We start from the raw sequence: 24,123 nt of genomic DNA, 5'->3' as shown, positions 1-24,123 counted from the left end.
CGCGGTCACGCGCTTTCCCGTCCCCTCCGGGAGGTCGCCTTGGGCACGTCGACCCGTCTACCCGGCCCGACCACAGGCGGCTGGACCAGCGCCAAGCGCCGCCTGGGCGGCTGGACACCTGATCCGGAGAGCCAGCCGGATGAACTCGCCACGACCGACCAGCGCTTCCTCGAAGAGACCGCAGCACACCTCCGACGGACACTGCGCGACGCGCTCCGGAAGGATCCGGACCGGTTCGGCCTCCAGGAGGCGGCCCGGGCAGGTGGCGAGCGTCTGGTCACCGTCCTGGACGACCTGCGCCGCCCCGATCCGGCACTGCTCCGAGACATCACGGATCAGGGCGCGATCACACCTGAGGACGAGTTCGTCCGGCGGTTCGTCGACGAGGTCGGCGGCGACGGTCGACTGATCGTCGACGCGGTCACCCGCCGCACGGCGCGACGGGTAGCCGAACGCCTCGTGGAGGTGGACGGCGGCGTTCTCGCCGGTACGCGGACGAACGGCATCAGCGGCGAGCTGTTCTGCGATCTCTACCGGCTGTTCTTCGGCGGCATGGTCGGCGAGTTCGTGCACGTCCTGATCGCCGAGCACGTCAAGCTCGCCGTGCCCGTACTGGCGCTCGATCCCACGAATACCGTGGCCGGCCTCGTCGCCGACCAGGTGGTGAAGATCCTCCCCGATCCCTGCGCGGTGGCCGCCGTGCGAGAACCCGAACGGCCCCGCCTCGCCGACGTCGCCCGGGATCTGCTCGTGGAGACGGTCGCCGAAGCGGTCGGTCTCGGCGACCACGGACTGGACCTGGCCGCATGAGACCAGCCACCTATGCGTACGACTATCCGACCTCCCGGGACGAGAACGGCCGGGAGAGAATCGGCCGGCACTACCTCGAAGCCGCCCCCGAGACGCTCTGCACCCTCAGCGAGGTGCCGTGGCGTCGTCCCGCCTGGGCGGAGGACCTACTGCGCATCGCTCGGGCGGTGTATCTCGCCGACAAGCTCTCCCGCCGCGACACGGCGGACGACCGTTGGACCCGACAGGTCGACCTTCGGGTCCAGGTGACGAACGTGGACGTCTGGCACGGACACGCGCTCGACCTGTTCTCGTCGCTGGTCGGGGCTCTCACTGCGGACCGCTGGCGGATCAGCGTCCGCCCCGGTGCACCGCCCCTGCCGCATCAGGGCAGAAGCCACTACGACACCTCGATCGAGGAGGTCGCCCTCTTCTCCGGCGGTCTCGACTCCACCGCGTACGCGGCGGAGCGGTCCCTGGTGTCGGCAGGTGACCTGCTTCTCGTCTCCTACTTCGAGCCCAAGTGGAAGTCGCCGCAGGATGCCGTGTTCGGTGCGATCGATCGTTCACGGCGCCGAGGGCTACGGCGGTTCGTGTCGTCACAGCAGGTACGCGCCGGGCGTCCCCGGCTGGAGAAGTCGGCGCGTACCCGCGGACTGCTCTACGCGGCGACCGCCGTCTTCTTCGCCGCCACCCACCGGGTGGCACAGGTAGCCGTCCCGGAGAACGGCCAGTTGGCGCTGAATCCGGCACTGACGCCGGCCCGGGTGGCGGCCTGTTCCACCCGATCGGTGCACCCCTTCACGCTGGGGCTTCTCAACGAGGTGATCCGGCAGGTCGGTGGCGCCGTCGAGGTGGTCAATCCGTACCTGCACCTCACGAAGGGTGAGGTGTGTCATCGCGCACTGAACGCGGGTCTGACGCCGACGACGTTGACCCGGCACACGGTGAGTTGTGGTCGCGCTTCCAGTAGTCGCCCGAGGTTGCACTGCGGCTACTGCTATCCGTGCCTGATGCGGCACTCCGGGCTCCTCGCGGCGCTCGGAGACGACGACACGCCGTACTCGAAGCGGGTGTGGGACCTACCGGACCACGACCGGAAGATTGAAGACCGCCGCGCGTTGCATCGCTGGTTGCAGCGGCCGTTCGTGGTTCGCGACCTCGTCACCGACATGCCGGTCCCGGCCGGCATCGACCTGGCCCCGCTCGTCGCCGTGGTGGATCGGGGGCGGGCAGAGCTGTCCGCCATGTTCGACCGTCATCGGAAAACCGGCAGGTAGCCGCAGTGGTGACGTTCCGGACTGGCATGGAAACGACCTGCGGGGGTATCAGCGACACATGAGGGCGAGTTTCCGGCTCGGCCGGATCGTGGGCGTACCCGTCGGGGTCAACTGGAGCGTCCTGGTCATCTTCGCGCTGATCTGGTGGGGGCTGTCGGCCAACCTGTTCCCCGTGTCGTACCCGGACCGGTCGGTGGTCGCGTACGTGCTGGCGGGGCTGGCGGCGGCCATCGTGTTCTTCCTGGGCCTGCTGGCGCACGAGGTGTCGCACGCGGTGGTGGCCAAGCGCAACGGGTTGGGCGTCGGCGGGATCACCCTCTGGCTGTTCGGCGGGGTGGCGGAGTTGCGCGGCGAGGCGCGTACGCCCGGTGCCGAGCTGCGGATCGCCGGGGTGGGGCCGCTGGTCAGCCTGATCATCGGCGCCTTCTTCGGGGTGCTCGCGATGCTGCTCAGCGTCGCCGGGGTGCACGGGCTGTGGCTGGGTGTGATGGCCTGGCTGGGCGGGATCAACCTGCTGCTGGCGGTCTTCAACATCCTGCCGGCCGCCCCGCTCGACGGTGGGCGGCTGCTGCGGGCGGCGGTGTGGAAGGCCACCGGGGACCGGACCCGGGCGACGGTGGTGGCGGCCCGGGCCGGGTGGGTGCTGGGTCTGGCGTTGATCGGTTTCGGGTTGTTCCGGTTCCTCACCGGCGCCGGTGTGGGCGGGCTCTGGCTGGCCCTGATCGGCTGGTTCCTGATCGGCGCGGCCAGTCTGGAGGAGCGGCAGGCGCGGGTGGGCTCGGCACTGCGCGGGATCCGGGTGGCCGACGTGATGACCCCGCAGCCGCAGACCGCTTCGGGCGAGATGACGGTGGCCGACTTCGTGGACAACTACCTGTTCGCGTACCGGCACACCGCGCTGCCGTTGACCGAGGACGGCCGACCGGTCGGCCTGGTCACCCTCGACCGGGTACGCGGTGTGCCGAGTGACGCACGGGGCAGCACCACGCTGGAGTCGGTGGCCTGCCGTTCCGACGAGTTGGTGCTCGCCTCCCCCGACGAGCAGCTCACCGACCTGCTCCCCCGGCTCAGCGACTGCGCCGACGGGCGGGCGCTGGTGGTCACCGACGGTCGCCTGGTCGGCATCGTCTCGCCCAGCGACATCAGCCGGGCCGTGCAACGCGGCAGCATGCGGGACCAGGTCACCGCCGGCCGCTGACAGGTCAGCGGGGGAAGAGGTGGTCCAGTTCCTCGGTGCGGAACCTGCCGGTCGGGTCCAGCCGGGTGAGCAGCGCGGCGAAGTCCGCCCAGCGGGGGTAGGTGGCCGCGATCGTCTCGGGCGGCAGGGTGAAGACCTTGCCCCAGTGCGGGCGCGGGGCGAACGGGGCCAGGGCGCGTTCCACCTCGGCGAGCACCGGCAGCACCCTGGTGGTGTCGGCGATCCAGGTGAAGTGGATCGCGAGGGTGTCCCGGTCGTACTGCGGGCTCAGCCACAGCGTGTCGGCCGCGATGGTCCGCAGCTCACTGGTCTGCGACACCGGGGCGATCAGGTGGGCCACCTCGTCGAGCGCGGCCAGTGCCTCTCCGGCGTCGGCGCGCGGCAGGTGGTACTCGGACTGCAACTCGTCGCCGCTGCTCGGGGTGAAGCCCAGCCGGAAGTGCGGCAACCGCTCGTGCCACGGCCCGGCCACTCCGAGCTGCTCGGTGCAGTTGACCGTGGGCATGCCGGGCACCGGGTGCCAGGGCCGGTCGGCCGCCGTGGTGCCCAGCCAGTCGGCGGGCGGTGGCGGCTGGTCGGCGAGCTGCTTGCGCCAGACCTGGGTGCCGAGGGTGGAGCGCCAGTCGGTGAAGACACTGACGCTGTACGCGGCGGCGAGCGCCTCGTCCAGCGCGGCGCGGGGCAGGTCCAGCCGGACGTACTGCCGGACATCGTAGGTGGGCACCACGTCCAGGGTGACCCGGGTGACCACGCCGAGGGCCCCGAGGGCGACGACCGTACCGGCGAAGTCGGCCGAGTCCCGGTCGACGGTGTGCAGGTCGCCAGTGCCGGTGACCAGTTCGAGTCCGGCGACGGCGGTGGCCAGGTTGCCGACGGTGACACCGGAACCGTGGGTGCCGGTGGCGACCGCGCCGGCCACCGAGATGTGCGGCAGGGAGGCCAGGTTGGCCAGCGCGTACCCCCGCTGGTGCAGCCAGGTGGCCAGGTCGCCGTAGCGGATCGCGGCCGGGACGTCGACGGTCCGGCACTGCGCGTCGAGCCGGATCGTGTCCGGCAACCCGGACAGGTCGACCAGGTCGCCGGTGGTGTCACCGAGCCGGTTGAAGGAGTGCCCGCTGCCCACCGCCCGGATGTGCTCGCTGCCGGCGACCAGCTCGCGCAGCTCGTCCACGGACGACGGCCGGTGATACGCCCGCGCGGAGTACCGGATGTTGCCCGCCCAGTTGCGCTGCGTCGACACGCGACCTCCCCCTACCCTGCCGACGGTTACCGTCGGCTCCGTCGGGGAACCCTACGCCGATGAGCAGCTACCGTGATCCCGCCCCTCGTGGCGACGTGTACCCCTCCGAGGAGGAGATCGACCCGACCGGCAGCGGGGTGTTCCCGGCCAGCGCGCCGACCGGTGCGTACCCGGCGGGCCAGCCCACCCCGCAGCCGTCACCCGCGCCGGGACCGGCGCCGTCGCCGGTGCCGACCCCGGGCCCGCCGCCCCGGATCGAGGGTGGCGCCCGGTCGATCGTCAGCCGGCACCTGGACGGTTCGGTCGCGGTGGTCACCGACTTCGACGGCGACGGTGTGGCCGACGTGGTGCAGTACGACCTCGACGGCGACGGGATCCCGGACGTCACCTACCTCGACAACGACCGCGACGGGCGGCTGGAGACCGTGCTGCGGACCCCGACCCGCTGACGGGCCGGGGTCGACGCCGCACCGCCGAAACCAGCCGCACCACCCAGAGCAGCCGCACCGCTCACAGCTGCGGCAGCACCTCCGAGGCGACCAGGTCCAGGTGGTCCAGATCGCCCAGGTCGAGCACCTGGAGGTAGGCCCGCTGGCTGCCCACCGCGGCGTACCGGCCGAGCTTGTCGACCACCTCGGCGGGCGTGCCGGCCAGCCCGTTCTCGCGCAGCTCGTCCGCCTCCCGGCCGATCGCGGCGGCCCGCCGGGCCACCTCGGCGTCGTCCTTGCCGCAGCAGAGCACCAGCGCGTTGGACCAGGTCAACTCGTCCGGGTTCCGGCCGATCTCCTGGCAGGCGGCACGCACCCGACCGAACTGGGTGACCGTGTCGTCGATCGAGACGAACGGCAGGTTGAACTCGTCGGCGTACCTGGCGGTGAGCTGCGGGGTCCGCTTCGCGCCCATGCCGCCGAGCAGGATCGGCGGGTGCGGCTGCTGCACCGGCTTGGGCAGCGCCGGTGAGTCGCTGACCTGGTAGTGGCGGCCGGTGAAGGCGAACGTCTCCCCCGGCGGGGTACGCCACAGACCGGTGATCACGGCGAGCTGCTCGTCCAGCCGGTCGAAGCGCTCCTTGAGCGCCGGGAACGGGATCCCGTACGCGCTGTGCTCGGCGTCGTACCACCCGGTGCCGATGCCCAGTTCGACCCGGCCGCCGCTCATCTGGTCGACCTGCGCGACGGTGATGGCCAGCGGGCCGGGCAGCCGGAACGTCGCGGCGGTCATCAGCGTGCCGAGCCGGATCGAGCGGGTGTCCCGGGCCAGCCCGGCCAGGGTCGTCCAGGCGTCGGTGGGGCCCGGCTCGCCGCTGACCGACCCCATCTTGAGGTAGTGGTCCGAGCGGAAGAAGGCGCCGAAGCCGGTCTCCTCGGCGCGGCGGGCCACGGCCAGCAGGTCGTCGTAGGTCGCACCCTGCTGAGGTTCGGTGAAGATCCGCAGTTCCATGGACCGAGCATAGAAAGCCCAGCGCCGTACCGCCCGACTTGTGCCACCCATCTAGGGTGGTGCGGTGGGTGAACCGGTCGTCGCCGTCGCGGACCTGCACGTCACGTTCGGCAGCGTGACCGTGGTGCGGGACGTCGACTTCGACCTGCCGGCGGGCGGCGCGCTCTGCCTGGTCGGCGAGAACGGTGCGGGCAAGTCCACCGTGTTGCGCTGCGTCACCGGCCTGACCGACCCGAGCGCGGGCCGGGTCCGGGTGTTCGGGGCCGCGCCGGACGGCTCGGCCGCGTTCTGGCGCCGGGTGGTGGCCACCGTCGAGCAGCCGAGCTGGTACGCCGGACTGACCGTGCGGGAACACGTCGAGCTGGTCCGGCTGGCCGGTGGCGACGACCCGGCCGACGGTCGGGTGGACGAACTGCTGTCCGTGTTGGGCCTGCGCGACCTCGGCGACGGCACCCCGGATCGGCTCTCCTCGGGCGAGCGGCAACGGCTGTTGCTGGCCGCCGCCCTGGCCCGTCCGGCGGAGCTGCTGGTGCTGGACGAGCCGGAACAGCGGCTGGACGCGGTGATCCGGCCGGTGGTGGCCGGTCTGCTCGGCGACCACCTGGCCGCCGGTGGGAGCCTGCTGTTCGCCAGTCACGATCCGGTCTTCGTGGCCGCCCTCGACTGTCCGGTCCTCCGGCTGCACACCGGGTCACCGACGTCCGACGCGAGCACCTGGTCACCGGCGTCCGACGCGGGCACATGACGCGGGTGGCCGAGGCGCCGACCCGCCGGGAGCCGGTGCCGCCGACCGCCCGCCGGCTGCGCCGCTGGGTGCGCCGACGGCGGGCCGAACGCGCCCCCTCGCTCTCGCTGGAGAGCGCGTACCTGCTGGTGCTGACGGTGGCGATGGCGGTCGGGCTGTTCGGTCCGGGGGTCGGGTCGGCGATGTGGCCGGCGGCGGGGGCGGCCCCGCCGGACCGGCTCGTGGTGCTGGTGCTGCTGAGTGCGGGTGCTGTCGGCCTGATGCTGCTGTTGCGTCAGACCGGCCCGTTGGTCCTGGGGCGCGGTGAGCTGACCTGGCTGCTGCCGGCGCCGGTGCCCCGACGTGGCCTGCTGCTACCGGCGCTGGTGCGGGCGCTGGCGGTCGGTGCGGTCATCGGCGCGTTGCTGGCGTTGGCCGGTGCCGCCCGCCTGGCGGTCCGCCCGGTCGCCGGGTCCGCCCTGGCCGGTTGGCTCGCCCTGGGTGCGGCCGTCGGTGCGCTCCTGGCACTGCTCGCGACGGCCGCGCAGCGACGGCCGGGGTACGCCCGGGTGCTGGACGCCGCGCTGCCGGCGCTGCTGGTGGCGCTGGGCGCGACGGTGCTGCTCACCCGGGTACGACCGATGCCGACGCTGCCCGGCGTCGACGCGCCGCCGCTCCCGCTCACCCTCGGCGTCCTGCTCCTCGTCGCGGGCCTCACCGCCCTTGCCGTCCGCGACCTGGCGCGCTTACCCGACGTCCGGCTGCACGAGCCGTCGCTGACCGTCGGCACGTACCTGGACGCCGCGTACGCCGTCGAGCCGTCGTTCCTCGCCGACCTGCGTGAGCGACGGTACTGGCGGCGGCGGACCCTACGCTCCCGGCCGCTGCGTCCCCGGTTCGGCCGGCTGGTGCCGCTGCAACAGGACCTGCTGGTGCTGCGCCGACGCGGTTGGCGGCTGGGCTGGCTGGCCCTGGCGACTCCACTGCCGGCGTTGCTCACCGCCGGTGCCGGCTGGCTGCCGGCGACCGCCCTGGTGCTGGGGGCGGTCACCACCGCCGGGGTCACCCTCGACGCGCTGCGCCGCGACGCGGCCCATCCGGCGCTGCTACGGCTGCTCGGGCTGACCGGCCGGCGGGCGGTCGCGATCCGGCTGGTCGTGCCGACGGTGCTGGCCACGGCGTGGTCCGGACTGGCCGTGGCGGTGCTGGCGTGGCTCGGTGACCTGCCGCCGGGCCCCTGGTGGGCGCTCGGGTTGGCGTTCGGCCCGACGGCCGCGATGATGGCCGTCCGGCGGGCGCAGGCCGGTCGGATCGACCACTCCCTTCCGCTGGTCGTCACCCCGATGGGTGCCTTCTCGCCCGGCCCGGTGCTGTGGCTACTCAACGGGACGGACGTGCTGCTGTTCGCGACGCCGACCCTGGTCGCCCTGCTCGGGCCGGTCCGGCCAGGCTGGGGTTGGGTCGCCGTCCAGGCGGTGTGCGCGGTGCTGGCGGTGCTGGCCTATCTGCGTTTCGGCACGGACGGACGTCGCCCTCGGGTGTGAGCCACCGACTGTTCCGGCCGAGGTGGACGCAAATTCTTGCAGCGTTTTCAGCCATCCGCAAGAGGCTGCTCGCAGTTGGGTCGACGGGTGAATCAGAGGTTCCCAAGCATCGACGCCACTGTTACGGTCACGCCATCACCGCAACTTCTTGCATAGCTTGCAGGAACCTGTGCTGTCACCACGTCTGCCTGACCGTCCCCCGAGGAGGGCCCGTGCGAATCCCCCGTCCCCGCGCCGCGATACCCGCGGCCCTGGCCGCGACACTTGTCGCGGCCGGTCTCACCGTCGTCGCCGCCGGCACCGCGCCGGCCAGCGCAGCCGACGTACGCGCCAACGGCGACGCGATCGTCCACCTGTTCCAGTGGCGGTGGGACTCCGTCGCGCAGGAGTGCGAGAGCACCCTCGGGCCCCAGGGTTGGGGCGGCGTGCAGGTCTCACCGCCGCAGGAGCACGTGGTGCTGCCCAGCGCCGAGGGCGCCACGTACCCGTGGTGGCAGGACTACCAGCCGGTGTCGTACCGGCTGGACTCGACCCGGCGCGGCACCAAGGCCCAGTTCGTCGACATGGTCGAGCGCTGCCGCGCCCAGGGCGTGAAGATCTATGTGGACATGGTGCTCAACCACATGAGCGGCACCGGTTCGGCGGGCAGCGGCCCGGGCAGCGCCGGCACCGTCTACGGCAAGTACAGCTACCCCAACCTGTTCGACGACGGTTCCGGCGACAGCTACGGATACGGCGACTTCGCGCCCTGCTACCGGCGGATCAGCAACTGGGGCAACAAGCAGGAGGTCCAGGACTGCGAACTGCTCGACCTGGCCGACCTGAACACCGCCGACCCCGAGGTGCGGCGCAAGATCGCCAAGTACATGAACGCGGTGATCGACCTGGGCGTGGCCGGCTTCCGGGTGGACGCGGCCAAGCACGTGCAGGAGGCGCACCTGGGCGACATCATCACCCGGTTGCGGGACGTACCCGGGTTCGGCGGTCGGCCTGACCTGTTCCACGAGGTGTACGGCGACGGGACGATCCCCTACACCGCGTACGCGCCGTACGGCGGGGTGACCAACTTCGACTACCAGCGCGCCGTCTCGTCGGCGTTCCGCGACGGCACCATCGCCCAGTTGGGCAACCTGCCCAACTACGGCGGGCTCACCGCCGCACAGGCGGTCGTCTTCGTCGACAACCACGACACCCAGCGCGAGAACCCGACGCTGACCTACAAGAGCGGCGCCCGCTACTACCTGGCGGACACGTTCATGATGGCCCACCCGTACGGTCGGCCCCAGCTCATGTCGAGCTACGCGTTCGGTTCCGTGCACGGGCAGGGCCCGCCCAGTTCGTCCAACGGCACCACGCTGGCCGCCGACTGCACCGGCAGCGCCTGGATCTGCGAGCACCGCAACCCGGGAGTGGCGGGCATGCCGAGCTTCCGCAACGCGGTCGCCGGCACCGGCATCGGGTCGGTGGTCACCGACGGCAACGGGCGGTTGGCCTTCGCCCGGGGCAACCGGGGGTACGCCGCCTTCAACGCCACCACCAGCGCCTGGAGCCGCAGCTTCGCCACCTCGTTGCCGGACGGCCGCTACTGCAACGTCGGTCGCGGCGCGTACGACCGGTCCACCGGAGCCTGCCCGGGTGGTGCGGTGACCGTCTCCGGTGGCACCTTCACCGCGTCGATCGCCGCCGACCAGGCGGTCGCCCTGCACGTCGAGGCCCGTCTGGACGGTGCCACGCCGACCCCGACAGCGACTCCGACCGGCTCGCCGACCCCGACCGCCAGCCCGTCCGTCCCGGCCGGGTCGACGCGGTTCACCGCGACCGTCTCCACCAACCCCGGCCAGGAGGTGTACGTCGTCGGCTCGATCCCCGCGCTCGGCTCCTGGAACCCGGTGAACGGCGTCAAGCTCTCCACCACGTCCGGCAGCTACCCGACCTGGACCGGGTCGGTGTCGGTGCCGGCGGGCACCACCTTCGAGTGGAAGCTGGTCAAGGTCGGCAACGGCTCGGTGCAGTGGGAGAACGACCCCAACCGCACCGGCACCGCCGGCACCGCCCTGACCGCCACCTGGAACCAACCGGTCAGCACCCCGCCGGCCGCCACCACGGTCTCCTTCCGGGCCACCGCCACCACGACGCCCGGCCAGAACGTCTATGTCGTCGGTGACCTGCCCGCGCTCGGCGGCTGGGACCCGACCAAGGGGGTCCGGCTGTCGCCGACCGCCTACCCGGTCTGGACCGGAGGGCTGGGCGTGCCGGCCGGCACCACGTTCTCCTACAAGTACGTCAAGCGCACCGACTCCGGTCAGGTGGTCTGGGAGTCGGGCGGGAACCGCACCGCCACCGCCACCGGTTCGGTGACCCTGACCGACACCTGGCGCTGACCGCGATCGACCGCATGCGGCCCCTCCCGACGTCGTGTCGGGAGGGGCCGCCCCCGTTGCGCCCGGTCAACCGAGTCGGGCGTCGTCACCGGCGGGTCGACGGTCAGGGGGTCGCGCGCCGGATGATCAGATAGCTGGCGACCGCGAGCGGCAACGTGAACAGCGCCGGCCAGCCGACGAGCAGGGCGGCACCGGACTGGTCGGCGTACCAGTCACCGATCGCCGACCACCAGCCGCGCCAGGTCGCCAGGACCACGGCCCCGCCGATCACGACCAGCGCCGCGGTACTCAGGGTGAGCATGCCGTTGACGCCCCACCGCTTGAACACCAGGGCGATGGCGATCCCCAGGAACCCGAGCAGCAGGAACGGGATCGCGAAGCCGAGGAACCGCAGCACCGGGTTCTCCACCCAGAGGAACGGGATGCCGAAGAAGGTCAGGCCGACGCCCCAGCCGTCGGTCGCCTCCTCGATGACGGCGAGCAGGTAGAGCAGCCCCGCATAGACGACCGCCTGGGCACCGAAGGAGAGCACGTTGCCGAGGTAGAAGCTGCGACGCGAGATGCCCAGCCCGATCGCGAACGGGAAGTCCTGGGTGATCACGTTGATGCAGGCGATGAACATCATCACGTAGATGCTGGCCAGACCACCGGTGGTCTGCTCGATGTCCCGCCCTTCCATGGAGGCGAAGAAGGCCAGATTGATGAGGAAGCTGAGGGAGAGGATCGCCACGGGCCAGCCGACCACGCTGGGCCAGGCGACGAACTGCAACCGGGGGACCGTCAGGGCACGGTTCATCGGACGGCCTCCTTGCTGGTGGCGCCGGCGGCCTGCCCGTCGGCCGAGGTGGTCAGACGCACGACGGTGTCCTGCAACGACGAGGCCTCCAGGGCCAGGCCCAGGGAGCGGGCCCGCTCCTGGTCCGCCGGGCCGAAGTCACCGCGTACGGTGGCGCGGGCCGTGCCGCCGAGCAGCACCCGGTGCAGTTCGGTGGCGCTACGGCTGAACTCGTCCACCGCCGCGACCGGGCCGGCGACGGTGAGCACCTGGCCGCGCAGGACCTCCGCCTCCTCGTCCAGCAGCAGCCGTCCGGCGTCGATCAGCAGCACGTGCTCGATCAGGTCGCTGACCTCGTCGATGAGGTGGGTCGAGAGCACGATCGTGCGGGGGTGTTCGGTGTAGTCGGCCAGCAGCCGGTCGTAGAAGACCTGCCGGGCCACCGCGTCCAGGCCGAGGTAGGGCTCGTCGAAGAAGGTCAACGGTGCCCGCGTGGCCAGCCCGACGATGATCCCCAGTGCCGAGAGCATGCCCCGGGAGAGCTTGCGGACGTTGCGTCGCGGCGGCAGCCGGAAGTCCTCGACCAACTGCTGCGCGAACGCCTCGTCCCACCCGGGGTGGACCAGGGCGGCGGCCCGCAGCACGTGCCGCACCTGGAGGTTCGACGGGTAGGTCTGGCTCTCCTTGATGAACGAGATCCGGGACAGCACGCCCTCGTTCTCGTACGGGTGCTGCCCGAAGACCGCGACCTCGCCGGAGGTGGCGAAGTTCTGCGCGGTGAGGATCTGCATCAGCGTGGTCTTGCCGGCGCCGTTGCGTCCCAGCAGGCCATAGATCCGGTTCCCGGCGAGCGAGAAGCTGACCCGGTCCAGCGCCGTGACGCCCCGGTACCGCTTGGTCAGGTCGGTGACGGTGACGACGGGGCTCATCGCTCCCCCTCCCAGGTGTCGATCATGCTCTTGAGTTCCGCCGGGTCGATGCCGAGCTTGCGTGCCTCGGCGACCAGCGGTTGCACGTACTGCCGGGCGAACTCGTCACGGCGTCGACCGCGCAGCTTGGCGCGGGCACCGGAGGAGACGAACATCCCGATTCCTCGTTTCTTGTAGAGCGTTCCGTCGTCGACGAGCTTGTTGACCCCTTTGGCGGCGGTCGCCGGGTTGATCCGGTGGAAGGCCGCCAGCTCGTTCGTGGACGGCACCTGCTCCTCCTCGGCCAGCGTCCCGTCCAGGATCGAGTTCTCCAGCAGCTCCGCGATCTGGAGAAAGATCGGTCGGCCGTCCTCCATCACGTCCGCCACCCTGGTCCGCCACCCTGGTTGGCCGGTTCACTACTCATGTAACTAACCATGCAACCGGAGCGGTGTCGCTGTCAAGCCGGGGTGCGGGCCGTTAACCTTCCGACCCGGTCCGCGCGTCTACGTACCGGGAGGTGCGCATGACCGACGGACACCCGGCGCCGCCGGAGGGCTTCGCCGAGTTCGTGGCGACCCGGTCCCCCGCGCTGCTGCGGTCGGCCTGGCTGCTGACGGGCGACGCCGGGCGGGCCGAGGACCTGTTGCAGACCGTGCTCGCCGCCGCGTGGCAGCGCTGGTCGACGGTGTCCGCCGGACATCCCGAGGCGTACCTGCGACGTGCCCTGTTCACCACGTACGTGTCATGGTGGCGACGCCGGTGGCGGGCCGAGGTCCCGTCCGCCGCGCCACCCGAGCGGGCCGTCCCGGACGACCCGGCCCGCGAGTCGGCCGACCGGGACGCGCTCCGCCGGGCGCTGGCCCGACTCAGCCGCCAACAGCGGGCGATCGTGGTGCTGCGCTACGCCGAGGACCTCTCCGTCGAGCGGACCGCCGAGGTGCTGGGCTGCTCGACGAACACGGTGAAGGTGCAGTCGTCCCGTGCCCTGCGCAGCCTGCGTACCGATCCGAACCTGGACCTGTTCACCCAACGGAAGGTCGTGTCGTGACCCGTGACGACGAGGACATCCGCCGACTGTTCGACGACGCCGTCCCCCCGCTGCCCGCCCCGCGCGACCGCATCGCCGAGGTCGGGACCCGGGTACGCCGGCACCGCCGCCGGGTGGTCACCGGCACGGCGGCGGCCGTGACCCTGGTCGTGGCGCTCGGCGTCGGCCTGCCGGCGCTGTGGACGCCGGACCGGACCGGCCCACCGGTGACGACCACCGACCCGATCGGCGAGGTCGTCTGCCCGACCAGCCTCGCCGAGCGGCCCGACCTGGACGCCGTGCGCTACGGCAACGACAAGCCACTCGTCCCACCCGGCGCGGTCGAGATCACCAACTGCCAGGTACAGGTCGACCCTCCGGGCATCGGGCAGGAGCATCCTGGGCCACGCGTTCTCACCACCGGGGTGGACCAGATCGTCCGGTTGCTCAACGCCCAGCCGCCCGGACCGGCAGACGGAAACGGCCGGCCGCTGCCGGCCGGGCAGCTCATGTGCACTAATCCAGGGGTCGACGGGGAGACGGTGCTGATGTTGCGCTACCCCGACCGCGAGCCGGTCACGGTCTGGATGGACCGCGCCTGCCGGGTGGCGGTCACCGCCACCCACGGAAGGGGAGCCGACTTCGAGGTCTTCTCGACCTTCCTCGACCGGTACCGGGAGCAGCTCGCCGTGACCACCGACCCGGCCACGATCACCACCCCGGACTGCCCGGCCACGATCCCCGCCGACCGGGTACGGAGCAAGCCGTCCAACCCCGGGCCGCCGGACCGGATCCAACTCAACAACAGCGACCGTTACGTGACAGTCCTGCCGACCCCGCTGGTCGAGGTCACCGCCTGCCGGTACGAGGTGGCCGATGGCACCGCCGAACTGGTCCGGCAGGAGCGGCGGCGCGCGGGAGCCGACGACCTGCGCCCGGTGCTCAACGACACGTTCGACCGAAAGGCCAAGAGCAGCGACTGCGGCGAGTGGCCGGGCTATCCCGCGCCCACCGCGTTCGACACGCTGACCGTGGCCGACGCGACCGGTGCCACGGCCGAATTCTGGGTCCGGCACACCCCGTGCCAAAGCGCCCGGCGTCTCTGGAGCGTCAACACCCAGGTCACCGCGCCGCTGCTCGACGCGCTCACCGATCTGCTCGGCCCGCCGCCCGCCGGGTGACGGTCAGGCGTACGGAGGACGGGCGTACGCGGCCCGGAGGGCGGCCAGTCCGGCCGCCTTCGGGCTGAGCGTGCCCCAGCCCGAGTTGAAGTAGTTGGTCCGGACGATGAACGGGCCCCGCTCGGCGTTGAGCCGGGCGATGGCGGCCGGCACCGTGGCGATCCAGGCCGGCTGGTCGGGGATCTCGGCGACGCGTACGCCCCACTCGGCGATGAGTACCGGGCGGGCCAGGGCCACCGGGCCGAGGTCGGCCACGGCCCAGTCCTTGGTCCGACGGAACCGGTCCAACGCGGTGTGCGAGGCACTCGTGGCATAGACGTTCCACTGGAGGAAGTCGAGCCGCGACATCAGCGACTCCGGGTGGGTGCGCTGGAAACAGGGCCGGTCGAAGCCGCCGAGACCGACCGAGAAGGTGGTGCCCTGCGGCAGCGACTTGGCCCGGAACCAGTTCACGATGTACGTCATCGCCTGCACCGCGCGGGCGTCCGACTCCGCCCAGGTGTACGCCCGGCCGGACTCGGTGGTGCCGAACTCGTGGTCGGTGTCCAACTCGGAGGCGAGCTGAATGTTCACCCCGAACCCCATCGTCCGGTACTGCGACAGCGCCCGGGCGAAGAGTCCGTCGCACTGCCCGGCGAGCACCTGGCCGTAGCCGTACGCCTTGGGCCAGACCGCGCCGGGACGCTGTTGGATGGTCATCGCCGGGGCGGGCACGACGTAGCGCACCCCGTCGACGGTGAACGTCTGCGCACCGGCGTCGGCCGCCCCGTAGTGCTTGAGCTCCAGCACCATGTTGATCTGGATCCCGCCACGGCCGAGGGTGACCAGCCACGGCCGGTTGTACCCGGGGAAGACGTAGCTGTCGGCGAAGCTGCGGTACTGGGTCAGCGACCGGAAGTTGCCGCCGGCCATGTCGGCGGTCGGGTCGGCGTTCCCGGCCAGGTAGTAGCCGCCGAGCACCGGCGGCGTGATCGCGTAGTCGACGGCGGCGCTGACGGCCTGACCGGTGGAGTCGCGCACGGTGACGGTGACCCGGGCCATCACGCCACCGCCCGGTACACGGCCACCGCGCCGTTGTCCGACACCCGTGTCCAGGTGCGCCCGGAGTCGTCGGTGACGGTGACGGTGAGCGGGTCGATGACGGCGGTGACCTTGGCCGGTGCGCTGCTGTTGCCCTGCGCGTCGGTGACCACGACGGTGACGGTGAGCGTCTTCGTGTCCGGATCGCCGTAGGTGACGGTGAGCAGCATCTGCGCCCCGGGGGCGTAGGTGCTGGCGTTGAGGGCGGCGGTGACGGTGGGAGCGGCCATGGCAGCTCCTTCCTGGCTCGATCGCGGTGACCGGCGGGCTGCCCCGTCGGCCGGTGGGAGGTGCGGCGACGGCCGGAGCGGGCAGGTGCCCGTCCGGTGGAGAATTCGGCGTGATGACGGTGGCGACGTCGCTGTCGGGCGGGGCGGGCATCCGCCCGGTCCACCGGGCGGTCCAGTCGGACGTGGTCCGCCGTCCGCAGCCTCTCCACCTGCTACAACAGTGCGTCAGGAGAGGACCCATTGTCCTGTCTATTTACGGACATATCGATCATTATGAGGATGGCGCATGAAGTACCTAATGTTGATCTACGGCAACGACGAGGTCTGGGGCAGCCTGCCGGACGGCGACCTGGCCACGCTGATCGGCGAGGTGGACGCCTTCAACCAGGCGCTGCGCGACTCCGGTGAACTGGTGGACTCGCAGGGCCTGGAAACCCGCCCCCGGGCGGTCCGCATGGTCGACGCCGCGCCGGTCGTGACCGACGGGCCGTACCTGGAGGCCAAGGAGTACGTCGGGTCGTACTTCGTGGTCGACGTGGACAGTGAGCAGCGCGCGCTGGAGATCGCCCGGTCGTATCCGGGGCTGCGGATGGGCACCGGGATCGGTGGCGGCCTGGAGGTCTGGCCGCTGATGACCCAGGACGGGGCCGGGAGCTGAGCCTGGACGAGGCCACCGTCGACCTGCTGCGCCGCCTCGCCCCGCAGGTGCTGGGCACCCTGGTGCGCCGCTACGGCGACTTCGCCACCGCCGAGGACGCGGTCCAGGAGGCGCTGGTCGCGGCCGTCGAGGCGTGGCCGCGCGAGGGCGTACCGGAGCATCCGTCGGGCTGGCTGCACACCGTGGCCGCCCGCCGGTACGTCGACCAGGTCCGCGCCGAGGCGGCCCGGACCCGCCGGGAGCGGGCCGCCCACGACGCCCTGCCGCGGGACGCGCTCGTCACGCCGCCACCGGATGCCACCGCACCGCCCCACGACGACCTGCTGGAGTTGTTCCTGCTCTGCTGCCACCCGGCGCTGCCGGCACCGGCGCAGCTCGCGCTCACCCTGCGGGCCGTCGGCGGGCTCACCACCGCCGAGGTGGCCGCCGCCTTCCTGGTGCCGGAGAAGACCATGGGGCAGCGGATCGTGCGGGCCAAACAGCGGCTGCGCGAGGCGGGCGCACGGTTCGCCCCGCCGCAGGCGGCGGAACAGGGCCGTCGGCTGGCCGTGGTCCGGCAGGTGCTGTACCTGATGTTCAACGAGGGATACAGCGCCAGCAGCGGCCCCGAGCTGCGCCGGGCCGACCTGACCCGGCAGGCGCTGCGGCTGACCCGGCGGTTGCACGAGCGGTTGCCGGACGACGGCGAGACCGCCGGGCTGCTCGCGTTGATGCTGTTGACCGAGGCGCGAGCGGCGGCCCGGGTCGGCCCCGACGGCGACCTGGTGCCGCTGGCCGAGCAGGACCGTCGGCGGTGGGACCGGGCGGCGATCGCCGAGGGCTGCGCGCTGGTCGCGCACAGCCTCGCCACCTCGCCGCTGGGCCCGTACCAGGTGCAGGCCGCCATCGCCGCGGTGCACGCCGAGGCACCGCACACCGAGGAGACCGACTGGCCGCAGGTCCTCGCCCTCTATGAGGTGCTGGAGCGGATGGCGCCCAACCCGGTGGCGACGCTGAACCGGGCGGTGGCGGTGGGCATGGTGCGCGGGCCCGAGGCCGGGTTGGCGCTGCTGGCCGAGGTGGAGTCGGGCCTGCTCGCCGGCCATCACCGGCGGTACGCGGTCCGCGCCCACCTGCTGGAGCTGGCCGGCGACCGGAGCGCCGCGGCGGTGGCCTGGCGTCGGGCGGCCGACCTCGCCGGCAACGACGCCGAACGGCGGCACCTGCTGCGCCGCGCCGCCCGCTGCGAGAGTGACCCAGGACACAGCGACGATCGGTAGAAGTGACCGGTCCGGCTCCGATCCACCGGTGAGCGGCGGGTGCCCGCCGCAGACTGCGGAGGTACGGAGATGACCAAGGTGACCGCGCAACTGTCGGTGTCGCTGGACGGCTGCTACGCCGGCCCACGGCACGACGGGACCGGCGACTGGATGCACTCGGCGGAGAGCCACGGCTTCTTCCGGGTCACCCGCTGGGTCACCGCCGCGATGTCGTGGCGCGAACGGCAGGGCTTCGCCGGTGGCGAGCACGACGTCAACTCGGAGATCGTCGCCGAGTCGTTCGGCGCGGCCGGCGCGTACGTGATGGGGCGGCGGATGGCCGACGGCGGTGAGGTGCCGTGGGGCGACGAGCCGCCGTTCCGGGCCCCGGTCTTCGTGGTGACCCACCGGCCCCGTCCGACGCTGCGGCGCCAGGGCGGCACCAGCTTCACCTACGTCACCGACGGGGTGGCCGCCGCCGTGGCACAGGCCCGCGAGGCGGCCGGCGACAGGGACGTGGCGGTGGCCGGCGGCGGCAGCCTGGTCCGGCAGGTGCTGCGGGCCGGTCTGCTGGACGAGTTGGAACTGCACGTGGTGCCGGTGGTGCTCGGCGACGGCCTGCGCCTGTTCGACCCCGACCTGGGCCTGGACGACTTCGAGGCGATCGAGATGTCCCCCACCCGGGTGGTGCCCACCCCCGAGGTCACCCACATCCGGTACGCCGTACGCGGCCGTGCTCCGCTGGTCCTGGACGACCGGGGCCGGGGCACCGGCACGCCCGAATGAGCGTGACCCACCGGGTCGCCGCATCCCGGGCAGAGGGGGCAACGCGCAGAGGTGTACCGCCCTTAGAGTGACGGCAATTCGTCCATCGAGGAGGGCGCGGTGTCCGAGCCGCCACCCGCCGAGCGTTTCCCGACCGAGGAACCCGGCGACATCCCTGTGCCACCCGACGCCGGTCCCACCGGGACGCCGCCCCGGCTGCTGGTCCTGCCGCCCACCGACGGGTTGTCGCCCATCGTCTGGCCCGGTGCCGCCGACCAGCCCGCCTGGGCCATCCCGGTGACCGTGCCGCCGGGCACCCGGGGGTACGCGATATTCCTCCCGCTGGTGGCGGCCGACGACGACCCGGCCGCCACCGCCCCGGGCACCTCGACGGTGGCCGCTTCGGCGACCCCGCCCCCGGCCGCCGCGACGGTCTCCACCCCGGTCGGCTCCACTCCCCCGCCCGGGACTCCCCCGGACTCCCCGGCTCCGGCGGTGACCGCGCCCGCCCAACGGAGGGCGGAGGCGGCATCACCACCAGCACAACGGATTCCGGAGACGGTAGCGGCGGGCCAGCGGGTTCCCGGTGCGGCACCAGCGGCGGCGCTGCCCGGCGTTCCCGTGCCGCCCGCGCCCGGCTACCGGATGCCCGGCTCGCCGTACGACTTCCGGTCCCGGCCACTGCAACCGTCGTTCCTGGACCGGGCGTGGCCCGGCCCGGCCCCGGCCCGGGATCGGGCCACCCCGCTGGCGGTCCTGGCCGGGGCACTGGGGGTGGCCGCGTTCGTGCCGTTGGGGCGTACCGGCGTCGGTTGGTTCCTCGGTTGGCTGGTGCTGACCGCCGGGGTGCTGGTCGCCGTCCGCCGACACACCGCCGACCTGCCCAGGGCCGAGCGGTGGGTCCGGGCCGGCTGGGCCGGTGCCGCCCTGGCGCTGCTCGCGGTGCTGGCCTTCCGCAACGCCTGGTGGCTGGTGACGTTCTGCGTGCTCGCGGCGCTGTGCTGCGCGGCCCTGGCGATCGTCGGCGGACGGCGGATGCGCTCGATCCTGTTCAGCCTGGGAGCCGCCCCGCTCGCCGCGCTGCGCGGACTACCGTGGGTGCGCGCCCACGTCCGAGCGCCCGGCGGCGACGGCACCACCCGCCGCGTCGTCGGTTCGGTCACCGCCACCGTGGCCGTCCTGGTCGTCTTCGGCGCGCTGCTCTCCTCCGCCGACGCCGCCTTCTCCCAGGCGCTCGGCGTCCTCATTCCCGAGGTCAGCGGCGGTGGGGTGGTCCGGTGGCTGTTCCTGGCCGCCGTCGGTGGCCTGATCGCGGTGGCCGCGCTCTACACGCTCGCGGCGCCGCCGGACCTGTCCCTGGTGGACCGGCCCACCGCCCGGCGGCTCAGCCTGGTCGAGTGGGCCCCGCCGATCGCCGCCCTGACCGCTCTCTTCGGCGGCTTCGTGCTGGTGCAGTTCACCGTCCTGTTCGGCGGGCAACGGCACGTGCTGTCGACCACCGGCCTCAGCTACGCCGAGTACGCCCGCAGCGGCTTCTGGCAGTTGGTCGCGGTGACCGTGCTGACGTTGGCGGTCCTCGGCGGGGTGACCCGCTGGGCCCGCCGGGACACCCCGCGCGACCGGCTGCTGCTGCGCATCCTGCTCGGCCTGCTCAGCGCGTTGAGCGTGGTGATCGTGGTGTCGGCACTGTCGCGGATGTGGACCTACCAGAAGGTCTACAGCTTCACCGGCGAGCGCGTCTTCGTGATGGCGTTCGAGCTGCTGCTCGGAGCAGTCTTCCTGATGGTCCTGGTGGCCGGCGTCCGGTGGCGCGGCGGCTGGATCCCCCGGCTCACCACGGCGCTCGCGGTGGTGATGCTGCTGGGGCTGGCGGCGCTCAACCCCGAGGACTACGTGGCCCGCCGCAACATCGACCGCTACCAGCAGACCGGCCGGATCGACGCCTGGTATCTGCGGGCGCTCTCGGCCGACGCCACGCCCGCGCTGGCCGCCCTGCCCGACCCGGTACGCCGGTGCACCCTGAGCTGGATCGCCGACGACCTGGCCGAGCCGGACCCGTGGTACGCCTGGAACCGGGGTCGCGACCGGGCACGGGCGGTACTCGACCGGTTGGGTCCCGAGTCGATCGGCAACCAGCGGGATTGCCGCCGCGCCGACCAGTTCGACCTGCCGAAGACCCGCCGCTGACCCCGTCGACCGGGCCGGGCCGAGTCGGCCCGGCCCGGTCGAGGCGATGTCAATGGCGGGACGGCCGGTGTCACCAGGGCTCGGGGATGTTCACCGCCAAGCAGCGCTGGGTGCCGGCGGTGGGCTGGTAGCAGGCGGACGCCTCCAGGTTGTAGCTGTGGTCGAACCGGTGGAACGAGGCCGTACCGCCGTTGACGCAGGTGCTGCCGCTGACCGTCGTACCGCCGGTGACCTTGCCGGAGGCGCAGCCCGCCGTGCCGGCGGTCTTCTCCACGGTGCTCAGCGAGGAGCGCAGGTCACCGGACTGGTGGGCGCCGTAGCCCACCGAGCTGACGCCGTCGCGGGTGATCGCGTACTGGAAGGCGGTCGAGGTGTAATACGACCAGCTCGCGCCGGTGCCGACCGTCCGCAGCCCGGAGTCCGAGGCCGAGGCCGGGATGAACAGATGGAACCCCTTGTCGTACGTGGTGGTGCCGTCGATCATCCGATAGACGACCACCAGCAGACCCTGGCTGTAGGTGCCGGTGTTGTAGGTCAGGTAGGTGCCGTTGCCGCAGGCCGTGCGGTCGGCGATGTAGCCGACGCCGGCGGCGTAGAGCAGCACCCGGGCACAACGCCCGTCCGCCGCGATGTCCTCGATGGTGCCGACGGTGGACGAGATGCCGGCGTTGTCGGTGGCGTACCCGGTCAGGCGCACCCCGGGCAGCGTGCCGGAATACTGGTAGGCGGTGGGATGGTAGTAGTTCCACGACGCCGACCAGCCGGTGCCCGAGGGCAGCGCGAGAGCCGGCGCGGCCGGCAGCAGGGCGGCGGTGAGCGTGGCGACCAGGGCGGCGGCCAGTGTGGCGATCGACCGCAGTCGGGCGTGCGTCCGCATCGTTTCTCCGTTCAGACGCGAGTCGTGCGAGGGGTAGATATCGACGATGATGACGGCATCGTCGGCCGCCCAGACGCGCTCTGTCCCGACCCGGACAGCCGCCCGGTCCTCAATTGAGACGAGTACCTCCAATGAGCTGGTCCCCTATGCAGCGCTATACGGGAGGGCTCAGGACCGCACTCTGCTCCCCATCAGTCGCTTTCGCGACACAATGCTGTCCGGCTAATGGGATCTTGAGAAGATCGCGTCTTCGCACGATGACTGGGGAGACGCGGTGAAGGCTGGCGAGACGACGCTAAAAGGGCTGCTGCAGGGTGAGCGACAGTACCTCGTGCCCCTCTATCAGCGCCGCTACAGCTGGAAGCGCAGGCACCTGGAGCAGCTTTGGACTGACCTGCTCGGTCTCGTGGACGCCGACTTGCCCGTGACGCACTTTCTCGGCTCGGTGGTACTCGCACCCAACCCCGCCAACACGCCTGCCAGCGTGCAGAGCTGGCTGGTGGTGGACGGCCAGCAGCGGCTGACGTCTCTCAGCATCCTGCTGTGCGCGATCCGGGACCACGTCCGGGAGACCGATCCGGAGGCGGCCACCCGGATCGACGACCTATACCTGCTCAACAAATGGGCCAAGGGCCTGTCGAAATACACCCTGCTCCCCACGCAAGCCGACCGTGAAGCGTGGATCTCACTGGTGGAACACAAAGCGGATGCCGGAGGAGACGACGCCGTCGGCGTCGCCTACCGCTACTTCCTCGGTGCGCTTGCCTCTGGTGACGACGGCCAGCCCTTCGATCTGGAGCGGCTGGAGCAGGCCATCGTGGCACGCCTCAGCATCGTAGAGATCGCAGCGCACGCCGACGACAACGTCTACCGCATCTTCGAGTCACTCAACCACACCGGTCGGCGGCTCACGCAGGCCGATCTACTGCGCAACTACCTGTTCATGCGGTTACCCAGTCGTGATGAACACGTCTACCAGCACCAGTGGGTGCCGCTCCAGGAGTTGCTCAACGACGATGAGCTCACCCAGCTGGTATGGCTGGACCTGGTGCTGCGCGGCGACGACCGAGCCACGCAGGAGTCGACCTACCAGGCGCAGCAGCAGCGACTGGCGAAAGTCGCCGACGAGGCTGGCATCGAGCAATGGGTGGAGGAGCTGCACCGCCGAGCCCGCCTTTACGCACGCATCCTGCGGCCAGAGCTTGAGAAGGACCCGGTGCTTCGCCACGCCCTGGACCGGCTCAAACGCTGGGGTGCCGCCGTCGTCGAGCCGATCGCGTTGCTCGTCCTGGTGGCACACGAACACGGCCGGCTGACCGTCGCGGAGGCAGCCGCATCGTTGCGGGTCGTGGAGAGCTACCTGGTTCGGCGCATGATCGCCGGTATTCCGACCAACAACACGAACCGGTTGCTGATGTCCATCGTTAAGGAACTCGGCGACGCGGCACCGACCGCGGCGGAGATCACTCGGTTGCTGTCAGGGCCGCGGCGGCGCTTTCCCACTAACCAGCTCATCCGAGAGGCAGTCCTGGCCAACCCGTTCTACTGGAACGGCCGCGGCCCGCAGCGGACATACGTGCTGCGATGCATCGAAGAGGCGTACGAGCACGGCGAGCCGCTCGATTTCGCCAAGTCGAAGTTGACCATCGAACATGTTCTACCACAGTCCGCCACGCCTGAGTGGCTGGAGATGCTCGCGGCGGATGCGCCTGGCGAATCGCCCGAGGAGTTGCACGGCTCGCTGGTGCACACCCTGGGGAATCTTAGCCTCACCGCGTACAACGGCAAGCTGGCGAACGACTCGTTCGGAGTGAAGAAGAAGATCCTCGCCGATAGTGGGCTGGCGATGAACCGGGCGATCGCAGACGCGGGACAGTGGGCGCGCTCAGAGATCCACCAGCGGGGTCGCGAGATGGCAGACAAGATTGTTGAAATCTGGCCCGGCCCCGATCACAGCGCCGTAGTCGAGCCGGCTAAGCCCCAATGGGCTTTGATGACCAGCGTGCTGGCCTCCATCCCAGCGGGGCGCTGGACGAGCTACAGCGACGTGGCCGCGGTGATCGGCTCGCACCAGGTTCCAGTTGGCACGCGCCTGGCGACAGTATCGGTGCCCAACGCCCACCGAGTGCTGAAACTGAACGGTACTGTCTCAGCCGATTTCCGTTGGCCGGACCCGCAACGTACAGACAATCCAAGATCGGTACTCGAATCGGAAGGCGTGGTCTTCGACGCACAGGGGCGAGCAGCGAAGTCACTACGTATGACCGCGAGTGACCTCGCGAAAGCAATCGGAATCGGGCTCGACAGCGACGGCTCGACGAGTCCCTCCGACGACACAGAGTGATCGGGACGCAAGAGCCGCGCCTGCAAGCGCTGAGTTTCCGGGTCGGCTGCTGTCACCACTGGCGAGCATGAATGGCTGGACCTTGACGCGATGGGACTGGGTCGTCGGCAGCAGGACCGACCAAGGTGTTTCGTGGTGGGGCGGACGGGACTCGAACCCGTGACCGAGGGATTATGAGTCCCCTGCTCTAACCGGCTGAGCTACCGCCCCGGCACCGCGCGGATCTTATCCCGCCCAGTCGATCACCGGCCAGC

22 protein-coding genes and 1 tRNA gene are annotated in these 24,123 nt (G+C 71.5%); 14 read left to right on the top strand and 9 right to left on the bottom strand.

Annotated features, from left to right (window positions below; translation table 11 throughout):
- Positions 1 to 39: 39 nt before the first annotated feature.
- The 3 genes from ACZ31C_RS20065 to ACZ31C_RS20055 are packed head-to-tail and all read left to right on the top strand — an operon-like array spanning position 40 to position 3,267.
- On the top strand, positions 40 to 810 hold the full coding sequence (locus ACZ31C_RS20065) for a hypothetical protein (RefSeq protein ID WP_465796595.1): 771 nt from the start codon (positions 40 to 42) through the stop codon (positions 808 to 810).
- Complete coding sequence (locus tag ACZ31C_RS20060; protein WP_465796594.1) at positions 807 to 2,069, top strand: 7-cyano-7-deazaguanine synthase; 1,263 nt, start codon at positions 807 to 809, stop codon at positions 2,067 to 2,069. Before ACZ31C_RS20065 ends, ACZ31C_RS20060 begins: the two co-directional genes overlap by 4 nt.
- Before the next feature lie 58 nt (positions 2,070 to 2,127).
- On the top strand, positions 2,128 to 3,267 hold the full coding sequence (locus ACZ31C_RS20055) for a site-2 protease family protein (RefSeq protein ID WP_396750432.1): 1,140 nt from the start codon (positions 2,128 to 2,130) through the stop codon (positions 3,265 to 3,267).
- A 4-nt stretch (positions 3,268 to 3,271) separates the two neighbouring features.
- Here ACZ31C_RS20055 and ACZ31C_RS20050 read toward each other — a convergent pair whose 3' ends face one another.
- The gene (locus tag ACZ31C_RS20050) at positions 3,272 to 4,507 is read right to left on the bottom strand and encodes a D-arabinono-1,4-lactone oxidase (RefSeq protein ID WP_465796593.1); all 1,236 of its coding nucleotides are present in this window, start codon (positions 4,505 to 4,507) and stop codon (positions 3,272 to 3,274) included.
- Positions 4,508 to 4,566: 59 nt separating this feature from the next.
- Between ACZ31C_RS20050 and ACZ31C_RS20045 the strand changes: the two genes are divergently transcribed.
- Entirely contained in the window at positions 4,567 to 4,956 is a 390-nt protein-coding gene (locus ACZ31C_RS20045) for a thrombospondin type 3 repeat-containing protein (protein ID WP_396693401.1), read from the top strand.
- 61 nt (positions 4,957 to 5,017) lie between these two features.
- Here the strand turns inward: ACZ31C_RS20045 and ACZ31C_RS20040 are convergent, their stop codons facing one another.
- On the bottom strand, positions 5,018 to 5,947 hold the full coding sequence (locus ACZ31C_RS20040; RefSeq protein ID WP_465796592.1) for an LLM class F420-dependent oxidoreductase: 930 nt from the start codon (positions 5,945 to 5,947) through the stop codon (positions 5,018 to 5,020).
- A gap of 64 nt (positions 5,948 to 6,011) precedes the next feature.
- Between ACZ31C_RS20040 and ACZ31C_RS20035 the strand changes: the two genes are divergently transcribed.
- The 3 genes from ACZ31C_RS20035 to ACZ31C_RS20025 all read left to right on the top strand — a co-directional run bounded on the left by ACZ31C_RS20035 (position 6,012) and on the right by ACZ31C_RS20025 (position 10,596).
- Positions 6,012 to 6,692, top strand: a complete 681-nt coding sequence (locus ACZ31C_RS20035) for an ABC transporter ATP-binding protein (protein ID WP_465796591.1) — start codon at positions 6,012 to 6,014, stop codon at positions 6,690 to 6,692.
- Complete coding sequence (locus ACZ31C_RS20030) at positions 6,689 to 8,215, top strand: DUF6297 family protein (protein ID WP_465796590.1); 1,527 nt, start codon at positions 6,689 to 6,691, stop codon at positions 8,213 to 8,215. Before ACZ31C_RS20035 ends, ACZ31C_RS20030 begins: the two co-directional genes overlap by 4 nt.
- A gap of 212 nt (positions 8,216 to 8,427) precedes the next feature.
- Positions 8,428 to 10,596 (top strand): carbohydrate-binding module family 20 domain-containing protein, encoded by a 2,169-nt coding sequence (locus tag ACZ31C_RS20025; RefSeq protein ID WP_465796589.1) that lies wholly within the window; start codon positions 8,428 to 8,430, stop codon positions 10,594 to 10,596.
- 103 nt (positions 10,597 to 10,699) lie between these two features.
- Here the strand turns inward: ACZ31C_RS20025 and ACZ31C_RS20020 are convergent, their stop codons facing one another.
- Genes ACZ31C_RS20020 through ACZ31C_RS20010 form a run of 3 tightly spaced genes read right to left on the bottom strand, consistent with a single transcriptional unit; the run spans position 10,700 to position 12,668 of the window.
- Positions 10,700 to 11,392, bottom strand: coding sequence for an ABC transporter permease (locus ACZ31C_RS20020; RefSeq protein WP_465796588.1), 693 nt, complete (start codon positions 11,390 to 11,392; stop codon positions 10,700 to 10,702).
- Complete coding sequence (locus ACZ31C_RS20015; RefSeq protein ID WP_465796587.1) at positions 11,389 to 12,300, bottom strand: ABC transporter ATP-binding protein; 912 nt, start codon at positions 12,298 to 12,300, stop codon at positions 11,389 to 11,391. The genes ACZ31C_RS20020 and ACZ31C_RS20015 overlap by 4 nt, the downstream gene beginning before the upstream one ends.
- Complete coding sequence (locus tag ACZ31C_RS20010; protein WP_465796586.1) at positions 12,297 to 12,668, bottom strand: GntR family transcriptional regulator; 372 nt, start codon at positions 12,666 to 12,668, stop codon at positions 12,297 to 12,299. Before ACZ31C_RS20010 ends, ACZ31C_RS20015 begins: the two co-directional genes overlap by 4 nt.
- Positions 12,669 to 12,805: 137 nt before the next feature.
- Here ACZ31C_RS20010 and ACZ31C_RS20005 point away from each other — a divergent pair, with 137 nt between their 5' ends.
- Positions 12,806 to 13,330, top strand: coding sequence for a SigE family RNA polymerase sigma factor (locus ACZ31C_RS20005; protein ID WP_465796585.1), 525 nt, complete (start codon positions 12,806 to 12,808; stop codon positions 13,328 to 13,330).
- Positions 13,327 to 14,490 carry a hypothetical protein gene (locus tag ACZ31C_RS20000; RefSeq protein ID WP_465796584.1) on the top strand — a complete coding sequence of 388 codons (1,164 nt, stop codon included), beginning with the start codon at positions 13,327 to 13,329 and terminating at the stop codon, positions 14,488 to 14,490. Before ACZ31C_RS20005 ends, ACZ31C_RS20000 begins: the two co-directional genes overlap by 4 nt.
- Positions 14,491 to 14,493: 3 nt before the next feature.
- Here the strand turns inward: ACZ31C_RS20000 and ACZ31C_RS19995 are convergent, their stop codons facing one another.
- Together ACZ31C_RS19995 and ACZ31C_RS19990 are read right to left on the bottom strand one after the other, a co-directional pair.
- On the bottom strand, positions 14,494 to 15,531 hold the full coding sequence (locus ACZ31C_RS19995) for a hypothetical protein (RefSeq protein WP_465796583.1): 1,038 nt from the start codon (positions 15,529 to 15,531) through the stop codon (positions 14,494 to 14,496).
- Positions 15,531 to 15,800: a hypothetical protein gene (locus ACZ31C_RS19990; protein ID WP_465796582.1), complete on the bottom strand. Its 270-nt coding sequence runs from the start codon at positions 15,798 to 15,800 to the stop codon at positions 15,531 to 15,533. The genes ACZ31C_RS19995 and ACZ31C_RS19990 overlap by 1 nt, the downstream gene beginning before the upstream one ends.
- A gap of 286 nt (positions 15,801 to 16,086) precedes the next feature.
- Here ACZ31C_RS19990 and ACZ31C_RS19985 point away from each other — a divergent pair, with 286 nt between their 5' ends.
- From ACZ31C_RS19985 to ACZ31C_RS19970, 4 genes are all read left to right on the top strand, one after another.
- Positions 16,087 to 16,458, top strand: a complete 372-nt coding sequence (locus tag ACZ31C_RS19985; protein ID WP_465796581.1) for a YciI family protein — start codon at positions 16,087 to 16,089, stop codon at positions 16,456 to 16,458.
- Positions 16,459 to 16,460: 2 nt separating this feature from the next.
- Complete coding sequence (locus tag ACZ31C_RS19980) at positions 16,461 to 17,717, top strand: RNA polymerase sigma factor (RefSeq protein ID WP_465796768.1); 1,257 nt, start codon at positions 16,461 to 16,463, stop codon at positions 17,715 to 17,717.
- A gap of 69 nt (positions 17,718 to 17,786) precedes the next feature.
- Entirely contained in the window at positions 17,787 to 18,482 is a 696-nt protein-coding gene (locus ACZ31C_RS19975) for a dihydrofolate reductase family protein (RefSeq protein ID WP_465796580.1), read from the top strand.
- A 99-nt stretch (positions 18,483 to 18,581) separates the two neighbouring features.
- Positions 18,582 to 20,648, top strand: coding sequence for a DUF4153 domain-containing protein (locus tag ACZ31C_RS19970; protein ID WP_465796579.1), 2,067 nt, complete (start codon positions 18,582 to 18,584; stop codon positions 20,646 to 20,648).
- Between the two features lie 70 nt (positions 20,649 to 20,718).
- Here ACZ31C_RS19970 and ACZ31C_RS19965 read toward each other — a convergent pair whose 3' ends face one another.
- Complete coding sequence (locus tag ACZ31C_RS19965) at positions 20,719 to 21,525, bottom strand: hypothetical protein (protein WP_465796578.1); 807 nt, start codon at positions 21,523 to 21,525, stop codon at positions 20,719 to 20,721.
- Positions 21,526 to 21,799: 274 nt separating this feature from the next.
- Here ACZ31C_RS19965 and ACZ31C_RS19960 point away from each other — a divergent pair, with 274 nt between their 5' ends.
- Positions 21,800 to 23,869 carry a GmrSD restriction endonuclease domain-containing protein gene (locus ACZ31C_RS19960; protein WP_465796577.1) on the top strand — a complete coding sequence of 690 codons (2,070 nt, stop codon included), beginning with the start codon at positions 21,800 to 21,802 and terminating at the stop codon, positions 23,867 to 23,869.
- Positions 23,870 to 24,002: 133 nt separating this feature from the next.
- Here the strand turns inward: ACZ31C_RS19960 and ACZ31C_RS19955 are convergent.
- A tRNA-Ile gene (locus ACZ31C_RS19955) sits at positions 24,003 to 24,079 on the bottom strand.
- Positions 24,080 to 24,123 lie beyond the last annotated feature (44 nt).

The organism is Micromonospora sp. NPDC023869 (assembly GCF_055559695.1).
Note: the sequence above shows the minus strand (reverse complement) of the source record. Positions and strands in the feature narration are given on the sequence as shown.